This window comes from Bdellovibrio sp. GT3, from assembly GCF_037996765.1.
In the GTDB taxonomy this organism is placed as follows: Bacteria; Bdellovibrionota; Bdellovibrionia; order Bdellovibrionales; family Bdellovibrionaceae; genus Bdellovibrio.
Genome location: NZ_JBBNAD010000005.1, coordinates 241802 through 259007, shown reverse-complemented (window position 1 = coordinate 259007; position 17206 = coordinate 241802). Strand labels below are relative to the sequence as shown.

The following is a 17206-nucleotide window of genomic DNA, read 5'->3' as shown; positions in this document are numbered from 1 at the left end:
CTATCCTATCAGGTTTTTTAGTTCCTGTTCAAAAGTGTGTTGGTCTTCCATGGCCTGAAGCATTTGTGTCTCCAGATCTTCGATCTGTCCGCTGACTTCGTGAAGATCCTTGGCCAAGCCTGCAGTGTTTGCTGCAGTTCCTGAAATAAGCTGATCATTCATATCATCACGCTTTTTTGCCAGTACAGCCAAGCGTTTATCCGTGTCCTCGATCAGTTTTTGCGCTTTTTTGATCTGCAATTCAATCCGCTTGCGTTCTTCCTTGTAGTTGAATTTCGCAGGCTCCGCAGAACCACCGTCAGCGTTCGCGCGATTCACATCCTGAGGAGTCATCACACGCTCGGATAGGAATCCTTTTTGCAAACTCCAGACATATTCATCATAAGTGCCCGGATACAGCGTCAGCTGCCCGTGATTCACTTCCAAAATTTTATTCGCCACACGACCAATGAAACCACGGTCATGGCTGACAGTGACGATCGTGCCTTCATAGCGTTCAAGGGCCCCGGTCAAGGCCTCAACAGTGTCGAAGTCCAAGTGATTCGTCGGCTCATCCAGAAGCAATAGTGGTGACTTCTGTAAAAGGATTTGCCCTAAGGCCACACGGGATTTTTCACCGCCCGAAAGAACTTTTACTTTTTTATGAACGGCATCGCCGCTGAAAAGCAAACTTCCGGCGATATTCAAAACATCCTGTTGAATCACGTCTTTGTGGGCCAGGGAGGCCAATGCCTCCAAAACAGTGTGTTCTGGGTTCAATGCCTCGGGCGTATGTTGTGCAAAGTACGATAAGCTTACCTGATGGCCCCATTTGATCGAACCACGCAGCAAAGGAATCTGCTCGCCCAAGGATTTTAACAGCGTCGATTTACCAGCGCCATTCAGTCCCACGATACCCAAGTGATTGCCGCGCTCCAGGCGAACTGTGACGTTCTTCAAGATCACTTTGTCGCCGTAACCACAATCAGCATCATCAATTTCCAGAATCATTTTTCCGGTAGGGCTTGCCGGCGGGATATGAATCGTCGAGTGCGTTGGCGCTGCTTTAAGTTCAATGGTTTCCATCTTTTCCAATGCCTTCAGGCGAGATTGTGCCTGACGGGCTTTGGTGGCTTTTGCTCCGAAGCGGGTGACGAAGTCCATGATGGATTTCTTTTTAGCCGCTTGGCTCAGGGCTTGTTTTTGTAAAAGCTCTGCAAGCATTGCTTTTTGTTCAAAGTAGTCATCCAGATTTCCGGCGAACTTTACGATGTCTCCGGCTTCAACTTCCAGAATGTGATCCGTCACACGACGCAAAAACTCGCGATCATGGGAAATCAAAAGAAAAGCACCTTTGTACTCTTGCAGAAAGCTTTCCAAAACCAGCAAGGTCTCAAGATCCAAAAAGTTCGTGGGCTCATCCAGTAACAGCAGGTTTGGTTCTTGTCCAATCAGGTACAATAACTTCACGCGCATGCGGAAGCCGCCGCTCAGTTCTTTCAAGTGGGATTGAAAGTGACGTTCGGTCAGACCCAGCTTTAAGCCAAACTGCTTCAACTCCCATAGGGGCGTGATGCAGCTTTGCTCTAGATACTCTTCGACCTTCGCGGAAACATTCCAATCAGATTCCTGTTCCAAATATCCAAGTCTCAACTGCTGAGACTTAGTCACAATTCCGGAATCCAAATGCTCCTGATCCACTAGAATCTTAAACAAGGTCGTCTTACCAGCCCCATTAGGCCCAATAACCCCCACGTGCTCGCCCTCATTGATCGCGAAAGTCGCCTGATCAAAAAGAACCTTAGCACCAAAGGCCTTATGCCCATCCTGTAACTGCAATAACGTAATTCCCATAGGCAGGCATTCTAAAGGTACGGACACACTTTGTCCAAACTTTAGACGACCCTGCAGTATATGCTCGGGAGGCCTCATTTGTGCCAACCTGTGCTATATTAGCCCCTTATGAGCGAAGGAAAGATCCTGGTATCAGCCTGCCTAATTGGAAAACCGTGCCGCTATGATGGAAAACATCAGCTGCGCGAGGAAGTCACCGTCCTCCATGAGGAAGGGATGACTATCGCTGTTTGCCCGGAAGAAATGGGCGGACTTTCCACGCCACGCACTCCTGCGGAAAGAATTGGTGACAAGGTCATTGATAAGAACGGCAAAGACGTGACCGCGGAATACAAATGCGGTGCCGAAAAAGCTTTGGAAATCGCGCTGAAGTTTGGTGTGAAAGAAGCAATGTTAAAATCCAAATCCCCAATGTGCGGCTGCGGCCGAATTTATGACGGTTCATACAGCGGCAACCTGAAAGAAGGCAATGGCGTTTTGGCCGAGATGCTTTTGGCTGCAGGTATCGAAGTAGAGACCATCGACTAAATAAAATCCCGGGAAACCCGGGATTTTTTTTGGAGGAGGTAAGGCCGTACCTACTTCTTTTTCTTTTTGTTGTTTTTGTGGGATTCGGCGCGTTTTTCTTTTACGCGGTTTTTTTCGTTCACAAATACAACTGTAGGTTCGAATTTCTTCGCTTCTTCCATGGAAAGACCACAATAAGAGCAAATGATAACCAGATCGCCTTTTTGAACGTGACGGGCAGCGGCTCCGTTTAAGCAGATGTCACCTTTGTTACCCAAAATCACGTAAGTGGAAAATCGTGCGCCGTTGTTGCAGTTATAGATATCCACGCGCTCATTCATGACCAGACCGGATGCTTTTATCAGATCCGGGCAGATGCTGATGGAGCCTTCATAGTTCAAGTCAGATTCAGTGACAGTTGCGCGGTGAATTTTTGTTCTAAGCAATGAAATATTCATAAATAACCTCTAAGCATTTTGCTGAAGGGAGATCAGCATACCTTTCAAAACCAAGTCAGGGATAATTGCATCGAAAACTTTTTCTTTTTCAAACAGGGATGAGAATCCACCAGTACCAATCACGAAGGGCTGTTCATCCGGGAAACATTCACGAGTCACTCGCGCAATGATCTCCTTCATAGTGCCCAGGTGACCGTAGTACAGACCCGACTGAATACTTTCAATCGTGGTGCGGCCCAGGGCTTCGTGCATGGATACGATCTCAACTGAAGGTAGCTTGGCTGTCTTGCTTTCCAAAGCTTCCATGCACAAGCGCAGCCCGGCGACTATGGAGCCACCCAAGTAGTCCTTTTCCTTGGAAACCGCACAGAAGGTTGTTGCTGTGCCAAGATCAACGATGATCAGATTTTTATTCGGATAGAGATGAGCTCCCGCAACTGAGTTTGCAATGCGGTCTGCGCCAACTTCAGAAGGGTTGCGATACTTCACGCGTAATCCTGTTTTAACCCCGGCCTGCAGGATAAAAGGATTGATATTGAAATACTTCATGCACGCGCCACGAAGGGAGTAGATCACTTCAGGCACCACAGAGCAGATGGCAATTTGTTTTACCAGTGCCGGGTCAAAGCCGTTTTCACGGATTGCCGTGCGCAGAAAAATACCGGTTTCATCCGAAGAAGCCCCGCTTTTGGAGTTCTTACGGAATGACAGGACCATCTTGTCCTTATCAAAGAGTCCGGCAAAGATTTGGGTATTACCCACATCAAGACATAGGATCATAGGTTTTCCTTCGGTAACATTACGCGGATCAGTTCGCTGGTCAGCTGATCCAGATTCTCACAAGCGATAAAGCTTTGATGGTTGTACAGGGTGAACTTGTGAGTGCGTTTAATAATATCAATATCAGTCAAATCATTGTGAACAACGAAGTCTGCATGGGAAGCCTTAAACAGCTTCTCGACCGCATGTTTCTTTTGTTCGTCGGTCGCGTGGCTGGTCAGTTTGAAGGCCACGACTTTAACATCTTTGTTTTTGGAATACTCTTTCAGTCGATCCACAATCTTGTGATTGCGTTTCAGATGAACAGTCATGCCTTCCGCATCAGAGCTGACTTTTTTAACTTCCAAAGGGCGGTAGTGTTGACCATTGACCTCGATGGAGTCCACCGAGTAATCGCTGACCGCTGCCGCATGAATCACATGCGTGAATTCCTGCTCGGATAAGTACTTTTTAAGCTGTGAATCCAGCGAGGCAAAGCTTGTAAAGAAATCGCGATGGTTCACATGTTCGGCCTTAGCGGTACCGTGAGCTTGAATCAAGGTCACATCAAAACCCATTTGGCTCATGTATTCAGCCAGCGCAATGCCGGTGCGACCGGAGCTTAAATTTGTGATTGTGCGAACAGTGTCGATGGGTTCTTGCGTTCCGCCTGCTGTAACCAACACTTTGATTTTAGAAAGTTCGGAAGAACGGGGAGCCACAGCTTGAACTGAGTTTTCAGCCAGCGGTGCAGTTTTGTGTAAATGCGCCAGAGTGATTTTTAAAATCTCGTCCGGATCCAGAAGCTTGCCGTAGCCTTCCTCGCCACAGGCCAGGATTCCCGAGGCTGAGTCCAGAATTTCCACGCCGTAGGATTTCAAGGACGCCAATGACTTTTGCGTCACCGGATGAAGATACATGGAGGTATTCATCGCCGGAGCCAATAGGAACGGCTTTTTAAAATCATGGGCCAGGAACAAAGTGGAAACCAGATCGTCACCGATACCCTGTGCAGCTTTATTTATAAAGTTCGCAGTCGCCGGGGCCACCAAAATCAAATCCGCCCAGCGCATAAGATGAATATGATCCATCACATTGCCCTGGGAGTACATGTCACTGACAACAGGTTTGCCGGTCAGGCCTTCAAGCGTGGCATTGCCAACAAACTTCAAAGCCGCAGGCGTCATCACCACCTGAACTTCGCAACCTGCTTGCACCAGACGTGAAACCACATGACATGCCTTGTAGCACGCAATGGATCCCGTCATCATAAAAAGCACTTTAGATTTGGACATTGTCAATCAACCTCACAGAACCCAATCGGGCAGCCACGAATCGGCGCCCTTGAACATCTGTCACGTAATCCACTTCAAATCCTGCGGCAGTTAAAGCCTTGGTAGCTTCTTCTGCGGATTTCACAGTGGTGATAGTTTTATAAATAATCGGAGCTTTCTCGCGTTCTTCCTTGGTTAGCAAAAGATTGCGCGAGCTCTTGGCCAAGCCATCACTTTCACGAACGGTGGCGACCGGAACGATCTCCACCTTCATAAAGAAGGCTTCAACCATGCCCTTGATCAATGAAAGCTGTTGAAAGTCTTTCTCGCCAAAATAAGCCTTCGTCGGATCCACAACATTAAACAGCTTCATCACAACAGATAAAACACCGTCAAAGTGGCCCGGACGGTGAGCCCCATCCAAAAGTTTCGAGTAGGTGTTTTCAGAAACTTTATAGCGGTACTCGTCAGGATACATATCCGGATAACGGGGATAAAAAATCGCATCGACTTTGTTGTTTTCGGCGATTTTCAAATCCTGATCCCAGGTCAGGGGATACTTTTCAAAGTCTTTCGGATCATTGAACTGCGTGGGATTCACAAAAATAGAAAGCACCACCACGTCATTTTCACGACGGGCATTTTTCATCAATTCTTCGTGGCCAGAATGCAAAGCACCCATGGTTGGCACGAAGCCAACGCTGCCTTTCTGATTTTTTCTCCAGGCTTTAAATTCAGCCGGAGTGCGCAGAACTTGAATCAAGAGTAGCTCTCTTTCTCGGTCGGGAAGTCCACGGCCTCAACTTCAGAGTGATAATTGTTGAAAACTTCTTTGATCGCTTCAAAGCCATTGAAATAAGTTTTAACAAACTTAGGTTTAAAGCCCGGATTCATGCCCAGCATGTCCTGAAGAACCAATACCTGCCCGTCTGTATCAGGTCCGGCGCCAATACCAATCGTAGGAATATCCAAAGATTTGGTAATTTCAGCGGCAAGCGCGGAAGGAACACACTCCAGCACCACGCAGAAAGCCCCAGCTTCTTGCAGGCGCAAAGCCTGTTCTTTGATTTTCGCCTGAGCTTTTTCATCACGGCCTTGGACTTTGAAACCACCCAGTTGATTCACGGATTGCGGAGTCAAACCCAAGTGACCCATCACAGGCACGCCGGAGTTCACCAGATGCGTAACCACTTTATAAGTAAACTCATCCCCGCCCTCAAGCTTCAGGGCTTGGGCCCCGGCTTGCATGATTTTTTCTGCAGCGGTCATGGTCGCAGTCAGTCCTTTGCGATTGGCCATGAACGGGAAGTCGGCGACAACGAATTTTTTCGCAGCAACACCACGAACCACAGCGGCTGTATGTAGCGCCATCATGTTCACCGTGGCAGGCAGTGTAGTTGGAAATCCATGCATGGTGTTTGCCAAAGAGTCACCGACCAGGATGCAGTCGATATTGCTTTCGGCCACGATTGTCGCGAAAGTGTAGTCATAGCAAGTGATCATCGAGATCTTTTGCTTCTTATTTTTCTTTTCCTGGAAGTCGAGGATGGATTTCATAATTAGTCCCTCACTTTTGCGGGTATTCGGGCCAGTAAGTTTCAAGAAAGGCTTCGTAAATTTTCAAAGCCGGATCATTTTCAAGTGCTTTAAGATTGGCCTTCACAGTTTCCACGTCCTTGCGAACCAGAGGGCCTGTCAAAGCAGCATCAGGATTTGCAAAAGTATTTTCCACAACTTTTTGCACGTACAGGTGAGCCGCTTCTGGCGGGATTTTCATGGTTGCGAAACCGGAAAGCATTCTGGCAATCAACAGAGTCACAAAGTTTCCGCCCATCACACAGTATGTATGATAAAGCGCTTTTTGTGCCGAAGGGAGCCAGGAGTAAGTGTTTGTGAGACCCGGCATGGCTTCGTCCAAGCTGCTGGCACCAGTCAGTGTGAAGTGAATTTTGCGGTAAAACTCAAGGGTGTAAAGTTCCTGTCCAAAGGTCATCAGCGGATGAGCGGCAATCATACCTTCGAAAGTATGGGCTCCTGAAAAATGCACGACGACTTTGTCATCATGTCCCAGCAAGTGTTGCCGGTAAAATCCCTGCAATGCGCTATCGCTGATCGCCAGTAAAACATGGGTTGCCGCAGCGACTTTAACGCGCAATGCATGAGGGTCTTGTGAACGATCCCAAGTTTGAAAGCTGATATTTGACAGATGAAAATAGTGGGCTAAATGGCGGGCAACTCGGCCAGAGCCAATTAAAAGGAAATTAATCGAAGAATTCGTAGTATTGGCCATAATTTTGTAGGTACCTGTCTTATTAGGATCGGGTCCTCTGTAATGATCGCAACTTAGCACAATTCTAACAGAATACAACGAGCCTTGCCATGATGGGTCAGGGGTGGTACGCCGATAGTCCTATGAAGCATCTTTATTGGATCGTCGCAGTCGCCCTTATTGCACTTGGTATCTTCGCCATGTCTAAGTTGAATGTGGGTCCTGAAACAGAGACTAAAATCGGATTTACTCACGTTTCTCAACCTGAGGACATGGGGGCTTTGGTTTTTGAAAACCTGCAGGCTCAGCTTAAGGCTGCTCCCGTCATCGTATTGGGTGTGACTCCAAATAAAATTGAAGAAATGGAACTTGTTAAGGGGTTCATTGAAAAGAGTCAGGAAGCGGGTTCCAAGTATGACCTGGTCATCGTTGAACCGATGTTGCCCTACGTGGAATTGTTCCGTGAGGCTGTTTATATTCCCATCAAAGATGAGATGCCTCGTCTGGTGGAGGGCATAAAGAAAGCGCAATCCGAAGGCCTGCGTGTTGCAGTGATCGTTCCGAATATTTATTCATCTCAGTTGCTGGAAGCGAATCCAGTTTGGAAATTAAAGAACGAATATCAGCTGGATGTGACCAGCCTCAGCGTCAGCACCTATCCGGTGACGCGCGAACAAGAACAGCATTTTGAACCAAAATGCTTCGACGGGGGAGCTGTGGATCCCGCAGGCACAAGTGCTTTTGGCTGTATGGTCCGAAACACCGCCCGCAGAACTTATCATAAAAAATTGGAACCAAATAAGTTTGCAACTTTGTTGGAGCAAACAGGTCCTAAAGATTATTTGATTTTATTCAACCGAAACTAGGGGAGTTTTCGTGAAGAAGTTTTTTGCTTTGATGGCGATGATGGTCGTGCCCGCTGTATCCAGCGCAAATATTTTTGAAGGCACTTATGAAAATAAAAGTCGTACTGCGGAGGCGGACTTGATCGAGTTCGATGGTTCCGTCACCATGAACACGACAAGCTTCTATGCCAATGGTGCGGCAGTGAACTGGTTCTTTGATTTTAAAATGCCAAAAGGCCGTGAAGTGAAAGTCGGCGAAACTGTAAAGGGCCGCGTGCGCAGCGTGGACGGACTTTATGGCTGCGTATTTGACGAAAAAGCCGAAATGAAAATGGAAGCCAACGGCGTGGTTAAAATCCGCTTCCCATTGTTGACCTACCACTTTGAAACTCGCGAAGTGCGCGAAAGAATCGGTACTGGCTACCGTCGCTATATCGACTGGACAGGTTGGGGCTGGGTTGAGCGTGGCTACCGCTTCCCGATCGAGCGCTACAGAATCATTTCCCAGGAGTGCGTGGTTACTCAAAAGAACATGACCGTGAACGTCCTTTATCCGCTATTTAACGAAGGCAGCCAGCCTGAGCCGGTACCATTGCCGTAATCCCTGGGTATAATTAGGGCGGCATAAAGTTTGTAAGCTCCTGGGTGGAATAAAAACTTGGGAGCTTAAAATGAAGAGAATGGTTCTGCCCGTTATTGGTGCCCTGTTTTGCTTACAATTTGTGGCTGGGTGTATAGATTCTGATCAAAAGTCATCTGCCGTTCGGGTAGCTGACGGCCGAAGCCATAAAAATGCCCAAAATGCCCTTAAAGAGGCTTCTATTCAAACCAAAGTGTTTGATTTCCGTGATGACGATGCCTATCGCATCTATGTTGATCCTATCGTTGCCAATATCACTCAACAGGAAAAAAATGGCTTGGGCCTGACCAGTCTGATTAAGACTCGTACCTGGAAAACCATGTCTCTCTATAAAAGGCCTGTACCGGTTGAGTTCTACTTCACTTTGCGTTCAGACAAGACGGATATCGCGTGGATTGCTCCATCCAAATTGTGGATTGATAAAACCACTTATGAATCCTATTTGACTGAAGATCGCGCCAAGATTCTTTTAACGATGATGATGACGACCTTACGCCTGGAAACCAAAGGCCTGCTGAAAGGTTATGAATCCGACAGCGAAGACGCGACTGAGGCCGTGGAGGATCTGGAGGGTTCGGAAGTTTTGGCTCTGACAAATCCAAAAAGAAAACCTCTGCCAAAGAACTTGTGCAAAAATCCAGAAATGGCAAATCTTCCGGAGTGTGTGGCAATCGGCGCAGATACAATGGAAACCAAGCGTAAGAAAATGCTGACTGAGGACGACGTTAAGAACATCAAAGCCTCAGTGGACTATCTGATGCAATCGGGCCGAAACTCCAAGCTGGCAGATATCAAAATCAAACTTAAAGAACTGACGATTATCGATTAAATAAAAAAACCGGGTCCTAAAACCCGGTTTTTTGTTTTTACTGATGTGAACTGTTTGGTTCAGATGGTGGCGGTGGAGGCGGCAGGTTGCCTGGGAACGCCGGTGGAGCCGGATTGCCACAAGCCGCAGCGTCCATCGGAGACTTCGTCTCGCAATGAACAGAGCGTTTGCCAAGGTTAAAAGCCACAGCGGCTACGATCACCAATCCTAAAATCCAAAGTGCATTTGTCTTATTCATATTAGTAAATCTCATGGGCTAAAGGTCTGCGTGGAGCACGGAAGTATGTTCTTGGTGACAAGTCCAACAAATCCGCCAATTTTTCCATATACACACAAGCATAGCGATCCAACTGGTAAGCAAAGTAGCTTTCCTCGTTGCCGGCTCTCATCAATTGACCCCAGTTTGCGTTGTAAAGCGCCTGTTGCTTCTTGATGTGGGAGCTGATTTGAGCGTCGATCTCTGAAATACTTTTTTGCAGAGTTTCGATTTGTGACTCGTTCAAGTCTGCCGCTTTTTCAATTTTGCGGGTCATGATTTCCGTCAGCTCGTCTTCCAGCGGTTCTTTCTTCTTCATCAGAGTTTCGATCTCTGTGTTGATTGGTTCCGCTTTCTTGTTGTTATCAACCTCAGTGTCCAGTTCCTCGATTACCATTGCGGTTCTCCAGTTACAGTCCTTTTTCAAACGAAGGATGTCGCCGTAGATATGGTCACCGATATAAAGAATATCATCACCATTCAAATCAAGGTCTGCCGTGAACTTCTTGGCATTACCGCCCTGGTAAATGCCCGGAGTCAGTTTGCCTTCCATATTGGTCATGGAACCGTCAGCAGGATTTACGCGTAGGTATTTTTGATTTTCGTAGAAGTACTTTGGCTTGGAGGCGAAAGTGATCACGAACTCAAAAAGGTCTGCCCACGATTTATATTCCTTAAGGAACGGCTGAACCGCATAGTCCAAAAGCAATTTCGTGTAGTGGTAGTCAGAGTTCGTCAAAACGAAGATCTTTTTACCGTGGCGACGGAACTTTTCAAGGCCCGCAACCAATCCTGGATCTTTGATGATGTAGTGATCCAGGTTCTTTTTAACTTCATCTTTCAAAGAGCCGTCACGGTGAGCTTCATCCAAAGCATCCAAAACGTCGTCAGCAATCTGAACGTACTCTGGGTACTTGTTCGCAGTGTCTGTGTCTTTAAGCTCTACGATCTGACCAATCAGGTTCGCCAACGAAATGGAGAACGACGTATCCACGGCCAAGTAGTCCGTGTTGGATAGATCGATGTAAGTCGATTTATAAAGTTTTTGATGAGTTTTGAAATCCAGCGGTTTCAAACCATGGTAGCTTGCACGGATCGCCGTGTAGCGGTTCAACTTCAAAAGATTACCCATCTTACGGTCGATCACAAGTCCGCGGATCGCGAAGTTATAATCAAACGTCAGCTTGCGCAAAGTTTCCGGGTAACCACGTTTGACCAATTTGTCGATCATTGTGGTGTGAGAAAGTCTTTCGAAGTTTTCGGAGTTATAGCGAACCAACGTGTGGTCCATATCAACACCGATATAGCGAATCTTTTTAAGATTCAAAGTTCTGTTAACAAATACTTTTCCTGGCATATCTTATCTTTCAACAGGCAGTTGTAATTCATTCCAATGAATCATTCCGCCCAGCATATTAAAAACGTGTGTGAATCCATTCATCTTTGCAAAAGCAGTGGCGCGAGCCGAACGGGCTCCGCTGCGACAGATGAAAACTATAGTTTGGTCTTTCGGAAGGTTTTCCAAATGATCCGGCAGAGTATCAAGCACCAATAACTCTGATCCCGGAACGTGGCCAAGCTCGCCCGTGTATTCGTCAGGTTGACGAACGTCGATCATTTTTACTGTCGACAAGTTTTGATGAAGTTCAGTGGGAGCAATGTCGTGAACATCGTCAAAGTTGGGGTTGCTGGTTTTTGAGGTGAAATCGTATATTTTCACTGTCATGGTAAAAGCCCTCCTGGAGCCAAGACTGTTATAGTACCAGTCAGAGGAGGGACCTTCAAGTGATGCCCCCTGACATATGAGGAAAATTGGGATTTTCCTCGACAAGGGGCGTAGCATTTCGGGCCTATGAGGCTACCAGATTTTAACTCGTTCGGACTCAGGTAGGGTCATTTTATCGCCTGCTTTGCATTGGAAGGCTTCTGCAAAGCCCGGCTGTTGTTTTACCTGCTCGTTAATACGGGCAATTCCCGCAGAGTGGGGATCCGTTTTAAGCAAAAGTTTAGCGTAGTCAGGGCGAATAACTGTGCACCACAGGCGACCGTATCCGACGAAGAACTGCTGTTTGTCCTCGATGCTGCCTTTGCCATCCGGGAATGCAGCGTTGTAGGCAAATGTCAGGCCCACAAGGTCTGCCGTGTTTTCCCCTAGAGTCAGCTTTCCGTCGTGTCCGATTTTGTTGAACTGATCTACCAGACGGGAATTTCTTTGCTCGAAGGAGGTCAGATCTTTTTCGCTCATCCAAGGTTTCAAAGCACCTTTGTCATCGTATTTGGAACCCTGATCATCAATCCCGTGACCCAGTTCGTGACCGATGACGGCGCCCACGGCACCTAGATTTTCAATTTGGCTTCCGTCTTTGTCATAGAATGGGTACTGCAGAATCCCGATCGGCAACACAAACTTATTATCCGGTGGGCTGTAGTAAGCGTTGACCGTCAACGGACCCATATCCCACGCGTCGCGGTTTGCGGGCTCTTTCATTTCATGCAGCATTTTTGAATATTGTGATTCACCCAGAAGACGTTCATTCACCATCATATCGGTTTTGGTGTAGTGGCGAATCGGCAGGAAATCCCACTCTTTGTCATTGTGAGGTTTCACCAGTTGCAGACGTGCTGTTTTGATCTTTTTGATTGCTTCCTTGCGGGCGCTGCTGGACAACCATTTGTTGTCATCAAGGCCTTCAAGAATGCTGGCGCGAATCTTGTCAGCCAATGCCTGAACCTTGGCTTCGTCAAAGTTCGGGAAGACCTGGTCAATCAAGGCGGCATCCAGTTCCTTGTCGAAGTTGCTCATCACTTCTTCGGTGCAGCGTTCCTGGCGCTCGGCGCGTTTTTCCGGGCCGCCAAAGTGCTTTTTATTAAAGGCAAATCTTTGTTCATAGAATTTCGGATAAGCATCATCCATGATTGGATAAACGTTCTGTTTCAGTGCCAAGTCTTTCCAGACTGACAACGGGCGTTTCGGAAGTTCCGCATTCATAAAATCCGAGCCTTCGTAGAACGGATTAAAGACCAAAGCTGTCTTGGGTGCTTTTTTGAAAAGCATTTCCAGCTTCAGGTTTGGATATTTTTTAACTGCTTCATCTTGTGTGCTGAGATGTCTTTCGCTAATGCGCTGACGACGAGCCGCTGGTGTTGGAAAAATTTTTGCGAAGTCTTTTTCCAGCTCGACAAGTGCTTTGGCGCGGGCCTCTGGTTTGCCGTCTTTACCTTTGGGATCAATATTTTTGAAGAATGCCGTCAATAGCTTTTGATAGTCTGCCACCACTTCCGGTTGATCGTAGTATTTTTGATCAGGAAGTCCCATAAGGTTACCGAACATCGCGATGTTGAATTTGCTGGAATCATCGGGATCGTTGCGTGACCACATACGGGCCAGGCTGGCTGACATACCTTTGGTCTGTTCTTGATTCAAGTAAGTGACCAGGCCATCAACAGAATCGATATCCTGCATGGCTTTGACTTCGCGCTTTGCCATGGATTTTTCAGAATTCGTGCGCGCTTTCTTATCCATGCAGGACATATAGAAATCACGAAGCTGTTCGGTGCGTTCGTTCAGATTTTTTGCGGTTGGCAAATCCGCCATGTATTTCTTTTTGATATTCAGAAGTCTTTCCGCTGAATCGTTAAAAGAGAAAGTGTGCGAACTGCGATCCGGACGAAGTTTGAAGGAAGCATTTACGTTGTCACAAACATAAGCCTCAAAGTTTTCGCAGGCATTCACGGTTTTACTAAGGGGGAATTCACGTTTATCCGGAATATCGGAGGACGGTTTAGCTGCGAATGAAACTTGAGCCGTTAGACTCGCTGCCATCAAAAACAGAACTGAGCGATTCATATGATTCCTTTCAAATAAATGCTCAAATATTTCATGACCCTTTGCTTTGAAAGGCAACACAATCTTGCTATTGGCCCTACCAAGGGGCATGATTCCTCTTTATGACAAAAACCACTGTGGAACTTTCACCTGAACAAGCAGATGCCCTGGAGCTTTTACGCTCAGGGGAGAATGTTTTTTTGACGGGTGGGGCGGGCAGCGGAAAAAGTTTCCTGATTCGTCAGTTCATGCGCGAACTGGACCCGAAGGCCATGCCGATCTTGGCCAGTACCGGTGCCGCAGCCGTATTGTTGGGTGGCCGTACTTTTCATAGTTTCTTTGGTTTGGGAATTATGGAAGGTGGAGCGGATGCAACTTATCAGCGCGCTTCCAAAGACAACAAGCTGATGGCACGTCTTCGCAAAGTTGAAGGCGTGATCATTGATGAAATCTCCATGATACCTGGTCAAGCCTTGATGATTGCCGAAGCCTTGTCGCAAAAGGCGCGTGAATCCTCTTTGCCCTGGGGAGGAATGCGTATTATCGCCGTGGGTGATTTTGCTCAGCTTCCACCAGTCACACAAAGTGGTCCGCGCGACTGGTGCTTTTTGAATCCGGTGTGGCAGCAAACGGGTTTTCAATCTGTGATGCTTTCCCACAATCAGCGTGTATCAGATAATTTATTTTTGGATGTGCTAAGTGATGTTCGCCATGGTTTGGTCACTGAACGCGTACAGGATTTCTTAAATGAACATTTGCGCGACCATGATGAGGATGATCCAGGCACAAGACTGTTCCCCCGTAAAGCTGATGCCGAGGATTTCAATCAAAAGAAGTTGAACGAGCTGAGCGAAGCGGAAGTCACTGTCGATTCCATTTACTTTGGTTCAGAAAAGCACGTGGAGATTTTGATGAAGTCAGCACCCGTGCCGGTGAAGCTAACGCTTAAACTGGGCTGTCGCGTGATGTTCTTGCAGAACGATCCGCAAAAACGCTGGGTGAATGGCACTCGTGGTGTGGTGACGGATATCGCAGCTGACGAAATCACCGTGAAAAAGGACGGCGGCCGCGAGGTCAGTGTCGATAAGGTCTCGTTCGCTTTGCAGGATGCGGAAGGCAATGTGATGGCGCAGGTGATTCAGTTTCCCCTGACCTTGGCTTATGCCACGACAATTCATAAAAGCCAGGGCGCAACGCTGGATGATTTATGGTGCAACTTAAGTCGTCTATGGGAGCCGGGACACGCCTATGTGGCGTTATCAAGATTGAAGTCTGCGAAGGGTTTGCATTTGATTGGGTGGAATCCGAAATCGATTATTGTGGATCCGAAGGTTCTGGAGTTTTATAAGAAATTGGAAACTTAAAAGATCCACATCAGGTCACGAAGCAGACCGATGCCAAAAAGGATCGCCAAGGCGTTAAAGGCCATTAAGAAATAGTACCAAGTGGGATCTTTTTTCCTAGATTTACCAGACATAACGTTTCAACCCCTAAATCTAAGTAATAATCGGTTAATATTTATAAATTCTTTCGAGTTTATTTGTTAAAAGTTGGTAAAACCAGACCGTTGAATTCGTCTCACTTTGAGAATAAGCTAGAGCCGCAATTTACGAGGGAGACAGCTCCATGGAACAGATTAGCAGCCTTAACATTCCCGTCCGGGGTACTCCAATGACATTGGATGCAGCAATGGCATTGGCCATTAACGAAGCCTACAAAGGTGGCCCCCGCGTCAGTCCTAATCCATTAGTTGGATGTGTTGTGTTGGATGCAAATGGTGGATTTGTTTCTGCGGGTCACCACGAGTTTTACGGTGGCCCTCACGCTGAAGTGAATGCTGTTAAAAATCTTTCTGCGGATGATCTAAAAGGTGCCCACGTTATCGTGACTTTGGAGCCGTGTGCTCACGAAGGCAAAACTCCTTCCTGCGCAAAAATGCTCGCGAAACTTCCTATCAAGCGCGTGACGTTTGGACTGATCGACCCCAATCCATTGGTTGCAGGTCAAGGGGCTGAAATTCTGCGCCAGGCGGGAATCGAAGCGGATCTCTATCAAGCAGAAAGTTTGAAATACGATCAGGAAATGCGCATCAAGCTTGAAGAGGTTTGTGAGGCGTTTCTTTGGAATTTCCGTCAGAAAAAAGTTTTCGTGGCTTTGAAAATGGCCAGCTCCCTGGATGGGCAGGTGGCCTTGAAATCGGGTGAGAGCCAGTGGATCACCGGTTCTGAATCCCGCGAGTACGTTCACTATTTACGAGCTTGTTATGACGGTTTACTTGTCGGCAAGGGCACGATCGAGTTCGACAATCCTTCACTCAACATTCGTCATCCCCAAATTGAAAAGAAAAACAAAGTGGTGGTCATCGACGGCGAAGGCGAACTGATCGGCAAGTACACGGAGCTGAAACTTTCAGAAGTGCACGACACTCAGAACGTTTTCTGGTGTGTTGCTGAAGATCTGAAAGAAGAAGTGCAGAAGAAAGTTTCCAAACTTGCCAAAGCGCCGCAGTTGGTTTTTGTAAAAACCAAAGTAGGCGGGAATCTGGATTTGGAAGACTTGTTGGCGCAGCTTTACAAAACGGGTTTCAGATCCATATTGGTAGAGGGTGGAGCTTTGACTGCCAGCAGTTTTGTTGAAAGCAGCTTGGTGAATCGAATTTATATGTTTCAGGCGCCGATAATCATGGGATCCGGCGGTTCGAAATCATGGACGGAAACAATTCGCATTGATGAAATGAAGAACAAGATTTTCATACAGCATCCAACTTATAAAACCTTTGGAAATGACTTTATGATCACGGGGAGAATTCAATAATGGACACAACGACGGCCGAAGTTCCGAATAAGAAATATCGTTGGACCCGAGCTTCAGACGGGGCCTTGGGCGGGGTTTGCAAAGGACTCGCAGAGGCTTTTGAGATTGAAACTTGGATGCTGCGTGTCATATGGCTGATCGCGGTACTTTGGTTTGGGTGCGGGGTCCTTCTATATTTCACCCTGTGGTATGCGCTGCCGCGCGTCGACAGACTGGACCAAGCTCTGGATAGTAAGGTTCTAGGGGTGTGTGCTAGAATAGCCAAGAGATACGAGCTCGAGGTGGGAGTGGTCAGAACCACAGCCCTTCTCTTCATGTACGTCACTTTCGGAGCTGCGATCTTGGTTTATGGGCTTTGCTACTTCCTTATCCCGGAAGCCCACAAATCGGCAAAGTCGCCCTAGGGGCGCAGGAGTAATTTTTTATATATGGGTGATGACAGGAATAAGTCGTTAGTAAGTTCCTTGAAAAATGAGTGGGCTTTGTTTTGGGAAGCCTTCCAAGGTGACGAAGAAGTCACTGAAGAAACCAAATCTGCTTTCGAAAGCGGCAAATTGGATGTGTTGAGTCTGAGCCAGGTGCGTGAAATCACCAAGGCCTTGATCCAAGACCGCAAAAGAATCAATCAGAAGCTTGAGACATTGAATAAAGAAATCGATCTGAACTCGGTGAAGCTGGACAGCCTTCGCCTGGTCGGAGCGGAAGAACAAGAAACCATGAATCGTATCCACGAACTGAACGACATGGGACAAGGCTTGGCCTTCGCAATGCAAAAACTGGATGAACAACTTCGCGCCGTTCGCGACAAAGAAGTCGAAATCCAAGAAGAGGAAGCCGACCTGTAAAAGGTGCCAGGTCCTACTTGCGGAAGCAGAGTGTTAACTTAGAAAACGACA

General features: G+C 47.2%; 19 protein-coding genes. 8 read left to right on the top strand and 11 right to left on the bottom strand.

The genetic code is table 11. The features are described from left to right. Positions 1 to 1833, bottom strand: coding sequence for an ABC-F family ATP-binding cassette domain-containing protein (locus tag AAAA73_RS08585; RefSeq protein ID WP_340597801.1), 1833 nt, complete (start codon positions 1831 to 1833; stop codon positions 1 to 3). A gap of 108 nt (positions 1834 to 1941) precedes the next feature. On the opposite strand from AAAA73_RS08585, the gene AAAA73_RS08580 reads away from it, so the two are divergent. Beyond that, complete coding sequence (locus AAAA73_RS08580; protein ID WP_340597799.1) at positions 1942 to 2361, top strand: DUF523 domain-containing protein; 420 nt, start codon at positions 1942 to 1944, stop codon at positions 2359 to 2361. Between the two features lie 50 nt (positions 2362 to 2411). Here the strand turns inward: AAAA73_RS08580 and panD are convergent, their stop codons facing one another. From panD to AAAA73_RS08550, 6 genes are read right to left on the bottom strand one after another with little or no spacing between them, the layout of a single operon-like run. Further along, on the bottom strand, positions 2412 to 2798 hold the full coding sequence (panD, locus tag AAAA73_RS08575) for an aspartate 1-decarboxylase (protein WP_340597798.1): 387 nt from the start codon (positions 2796 to 2798) through the stop codon (positions 2412 to 2414). 9 nt (positions 2799 to 2807) lie between these two features. Then, positions 2808 to 3578: a type III pantothenate kinase gene (locus tag AAAA73_RS08570; protein ID WP_340597797.1), complete on the bottom strand. Its 771-nt coding sequence runs from the start codon at positions 3576 to 3578 to the stop codon at positions 2808 to 2810. After that, positions 3575 to 4852 (bottom strand): bifunctional phosphopantothenoylcysteine decarboxylase/phosphopantothenate--cysteine ligase CoaBC, encoded by a 1278-nt coding sequence (gene coaBC / locus AAAA73_RS08565; protein ID WP_340597796.1) that lies wholly within the window; start codon positions 4850 to 4852, stop codon positions 3575 to 3577. Before coaBC ends, AAAA73_RS08570 begins: the two co-directional genes overlap by 4 nt. After that, positions 4839 to 5594, bottom strand: a complete 756-nt coding sequence (panC, locus tag AAAA73_RS08560) for a pantoate--beta-alanine ligase (protein ID WP_340597795.1) — start codon at positions 5592 to 5594, stop codon at positions 4839 to 4841. Before panC ends, coaBC begins: the two co-directional genes overlap by 14 nt. Further along, positions 5591 to 6388 (bottom strand): 3-methyl-2-oxobutanoate hydroxymethyltransferase, encoded by a 798-nt coding sequence (gene panB / locus AAAA73_RS08555; protein WP_340597794.1) that lies wholly within the window; start codon positions 6386 to 6388, stop codon positions 5591 to 5593. The genes panC and panB overlap by 4 nt, the downstream gene beginning before the upstream one ends. Positions 6389 to 6398: 10 nt before the next feature. Next, the gene (locus AAAA73_RS08550) at positions 6399 to 6986 is read right to left on the bottom strand and encodes a DUF2520 domain-containing protein (protein WP_340597793.1); all 588 of its coding nucleotides are present in this window, start codon (positions 6984 to 6986) and stop codon (positions 6399 to 6401) included. A 257-nt stretch (positions 6987 to 7243) separates the two neighbouring features. Here AAAA73_RS08550 and AAAA73_RS08545 point away from each other — a divergent pair, with 257 nt between their 5' ends. From AAAA73_RS08545 to AAAA73_RS08535, 3 genes are all read left to right on the top strand, one after another. Then, entirely contained in the window at positions 7244 to 7966 is a 723-nt protein-coding gene (locus AAAA73_RS08545; RefSeq protein WP_340597792.1) for a hypothetical protein, read from the top strand. Positions 7967 to 7976: 10 nt separating this feature from the next. Beyond that, entirely contained in the window at positions 7977 to 8546 is a 570-nt protein-coding gene (locus AAAA73_RS08540; RefSeq protein ID WP_340597791.1) for a hypothetical protein, read from the top strand. A 70-nt stretch (positions 8547 to 8616) separates the two neighbouring features. Beyond that, entirely contained in the window at positions 8617 to 9414 is a 798-nt protein-coding gene (locus AAAA73_RS08535; protein ID WP_340597790.1) for a hypothetical protein, read from the top strand. 37 nt (positions 9415 to 9451) lie between these two features. Here the strand turns inward: AAAA73_RS08535 and AAAA73_RS08530 are convergent, their stop codons facing one another. From AAAA73_RS08530 to AAAA73_RS08515, 4 genes are all read right to left on the bottom strand, one after another. Further along, positions 9452 to 9652, bottom strand: coding sequence for a hypothetical protein (locus AAAA73_RS08530; RefSeq protein ID WP_340597789.1), 201 nt, complete (start codon positions 9650 to 9652; stop codon positions 9452 to 9454). Position 9653: 1 nt separating this feature from the next. Then, the gene (locus AAAA73_RS08525) at positions 9654 to 11027 is read right to left on the bottom strand and encodes an HAD-IG family 5'-nucleotidase (RefSeq protein ID WP_340597788.1); all 1374 of its coding nucleotides are present in this window, start codon (positions 11025 to 11027) and stop codon (positions 9654 to 9656) included. Between the two features lie 3 nt (positions 11028 to 11030). Then, positions 11031 to 11396, bottom strand: a complete 366-nt coding sequence (locus AAAA73_RS08520) for a rhodanese-like domain-containing protein (protein ID WP_340597786.1) — start codon at positions 11394 to 11396, stop codon at positions 11031 to 11033. A 132-nt stretch (positions 11397 to 11528) separates the two neighbouring features. After that, the gene (locus AAAA73_RS08515; protein ID WP_340597785.1) at positions 11529 to 13517 is read right to left on the bottom strand and encodes a M13 family metallopeptidase; all 1989 of its coding nucleotides are present in this window, start codon (positions 13515 to 13517) and stop codon (positions 11529 to 11531) included. A 101-nt stretch (positions 13518 to 13618) separates the two neighbouring features. On the opposite strand from AAAA73_RS08515, the gene AAAA73_RS08510 reads away from it, so the two are divergent. The 4 genes from AAAA73_RS08510 (at position 13619) to AAAA73_RS08500 (ending at position 17155) form a co-directional block, all read left to right on the top strand. Then, positions 13619 to 14860: a DEAD/DEAH box helicase gene (locus AAAA73_RS08510; protein ID WP_340597784.1), complete on the top strand. Its 1242-nt coding sequence runs from the start codon at positions 13619 to 13621 to the stop codon at positions 14858 to 14860. 262 nt (positions 14861 to 15122) lie between these two features. Further along, the gene (gene ribD / locus AAAA73_RS08505) at positions 15123 to 16310 is read left to right on the top strand and encodes a bifunctional diaminohydroxyphosphoribosylaminopyrimidine deaminase/5-amino-6-(5-phosphoribosylamino)uracil reductase RibD (protein ID WP_340597783.1); all 1188 of its coding nucleotides are present in this window, start codon (positions 15123 to 15125) and stop codon (positions 16308 to 16310) included. After that, complete coding sequence (locus AAAA73_RS17405; protein WP_445292028.1) at positions 16310 to 16714, top strand: PspC domain-containing protein; 405 nt, start codon at positions 16310 to 16312, stop codon at positions 16712 to 16714. Before ribD ends, AAAA73_RS17405 begins: the two co-directional genes overlap by 1 nt. A 24-nt stretch (positions 16715 to 16738) precedes the next feature. After that, a complete protein-coding gene (locus AAAA73_RS08500) occupies positions 16739 to 17155 on the top strand; it encodes a hypothetical protein (RefSeq protein ID WP_340597782.1) in 417 nt (138 codons plus the stop codon). Positions 17156 to 17206: the final 51 nt, after the last annotated feature.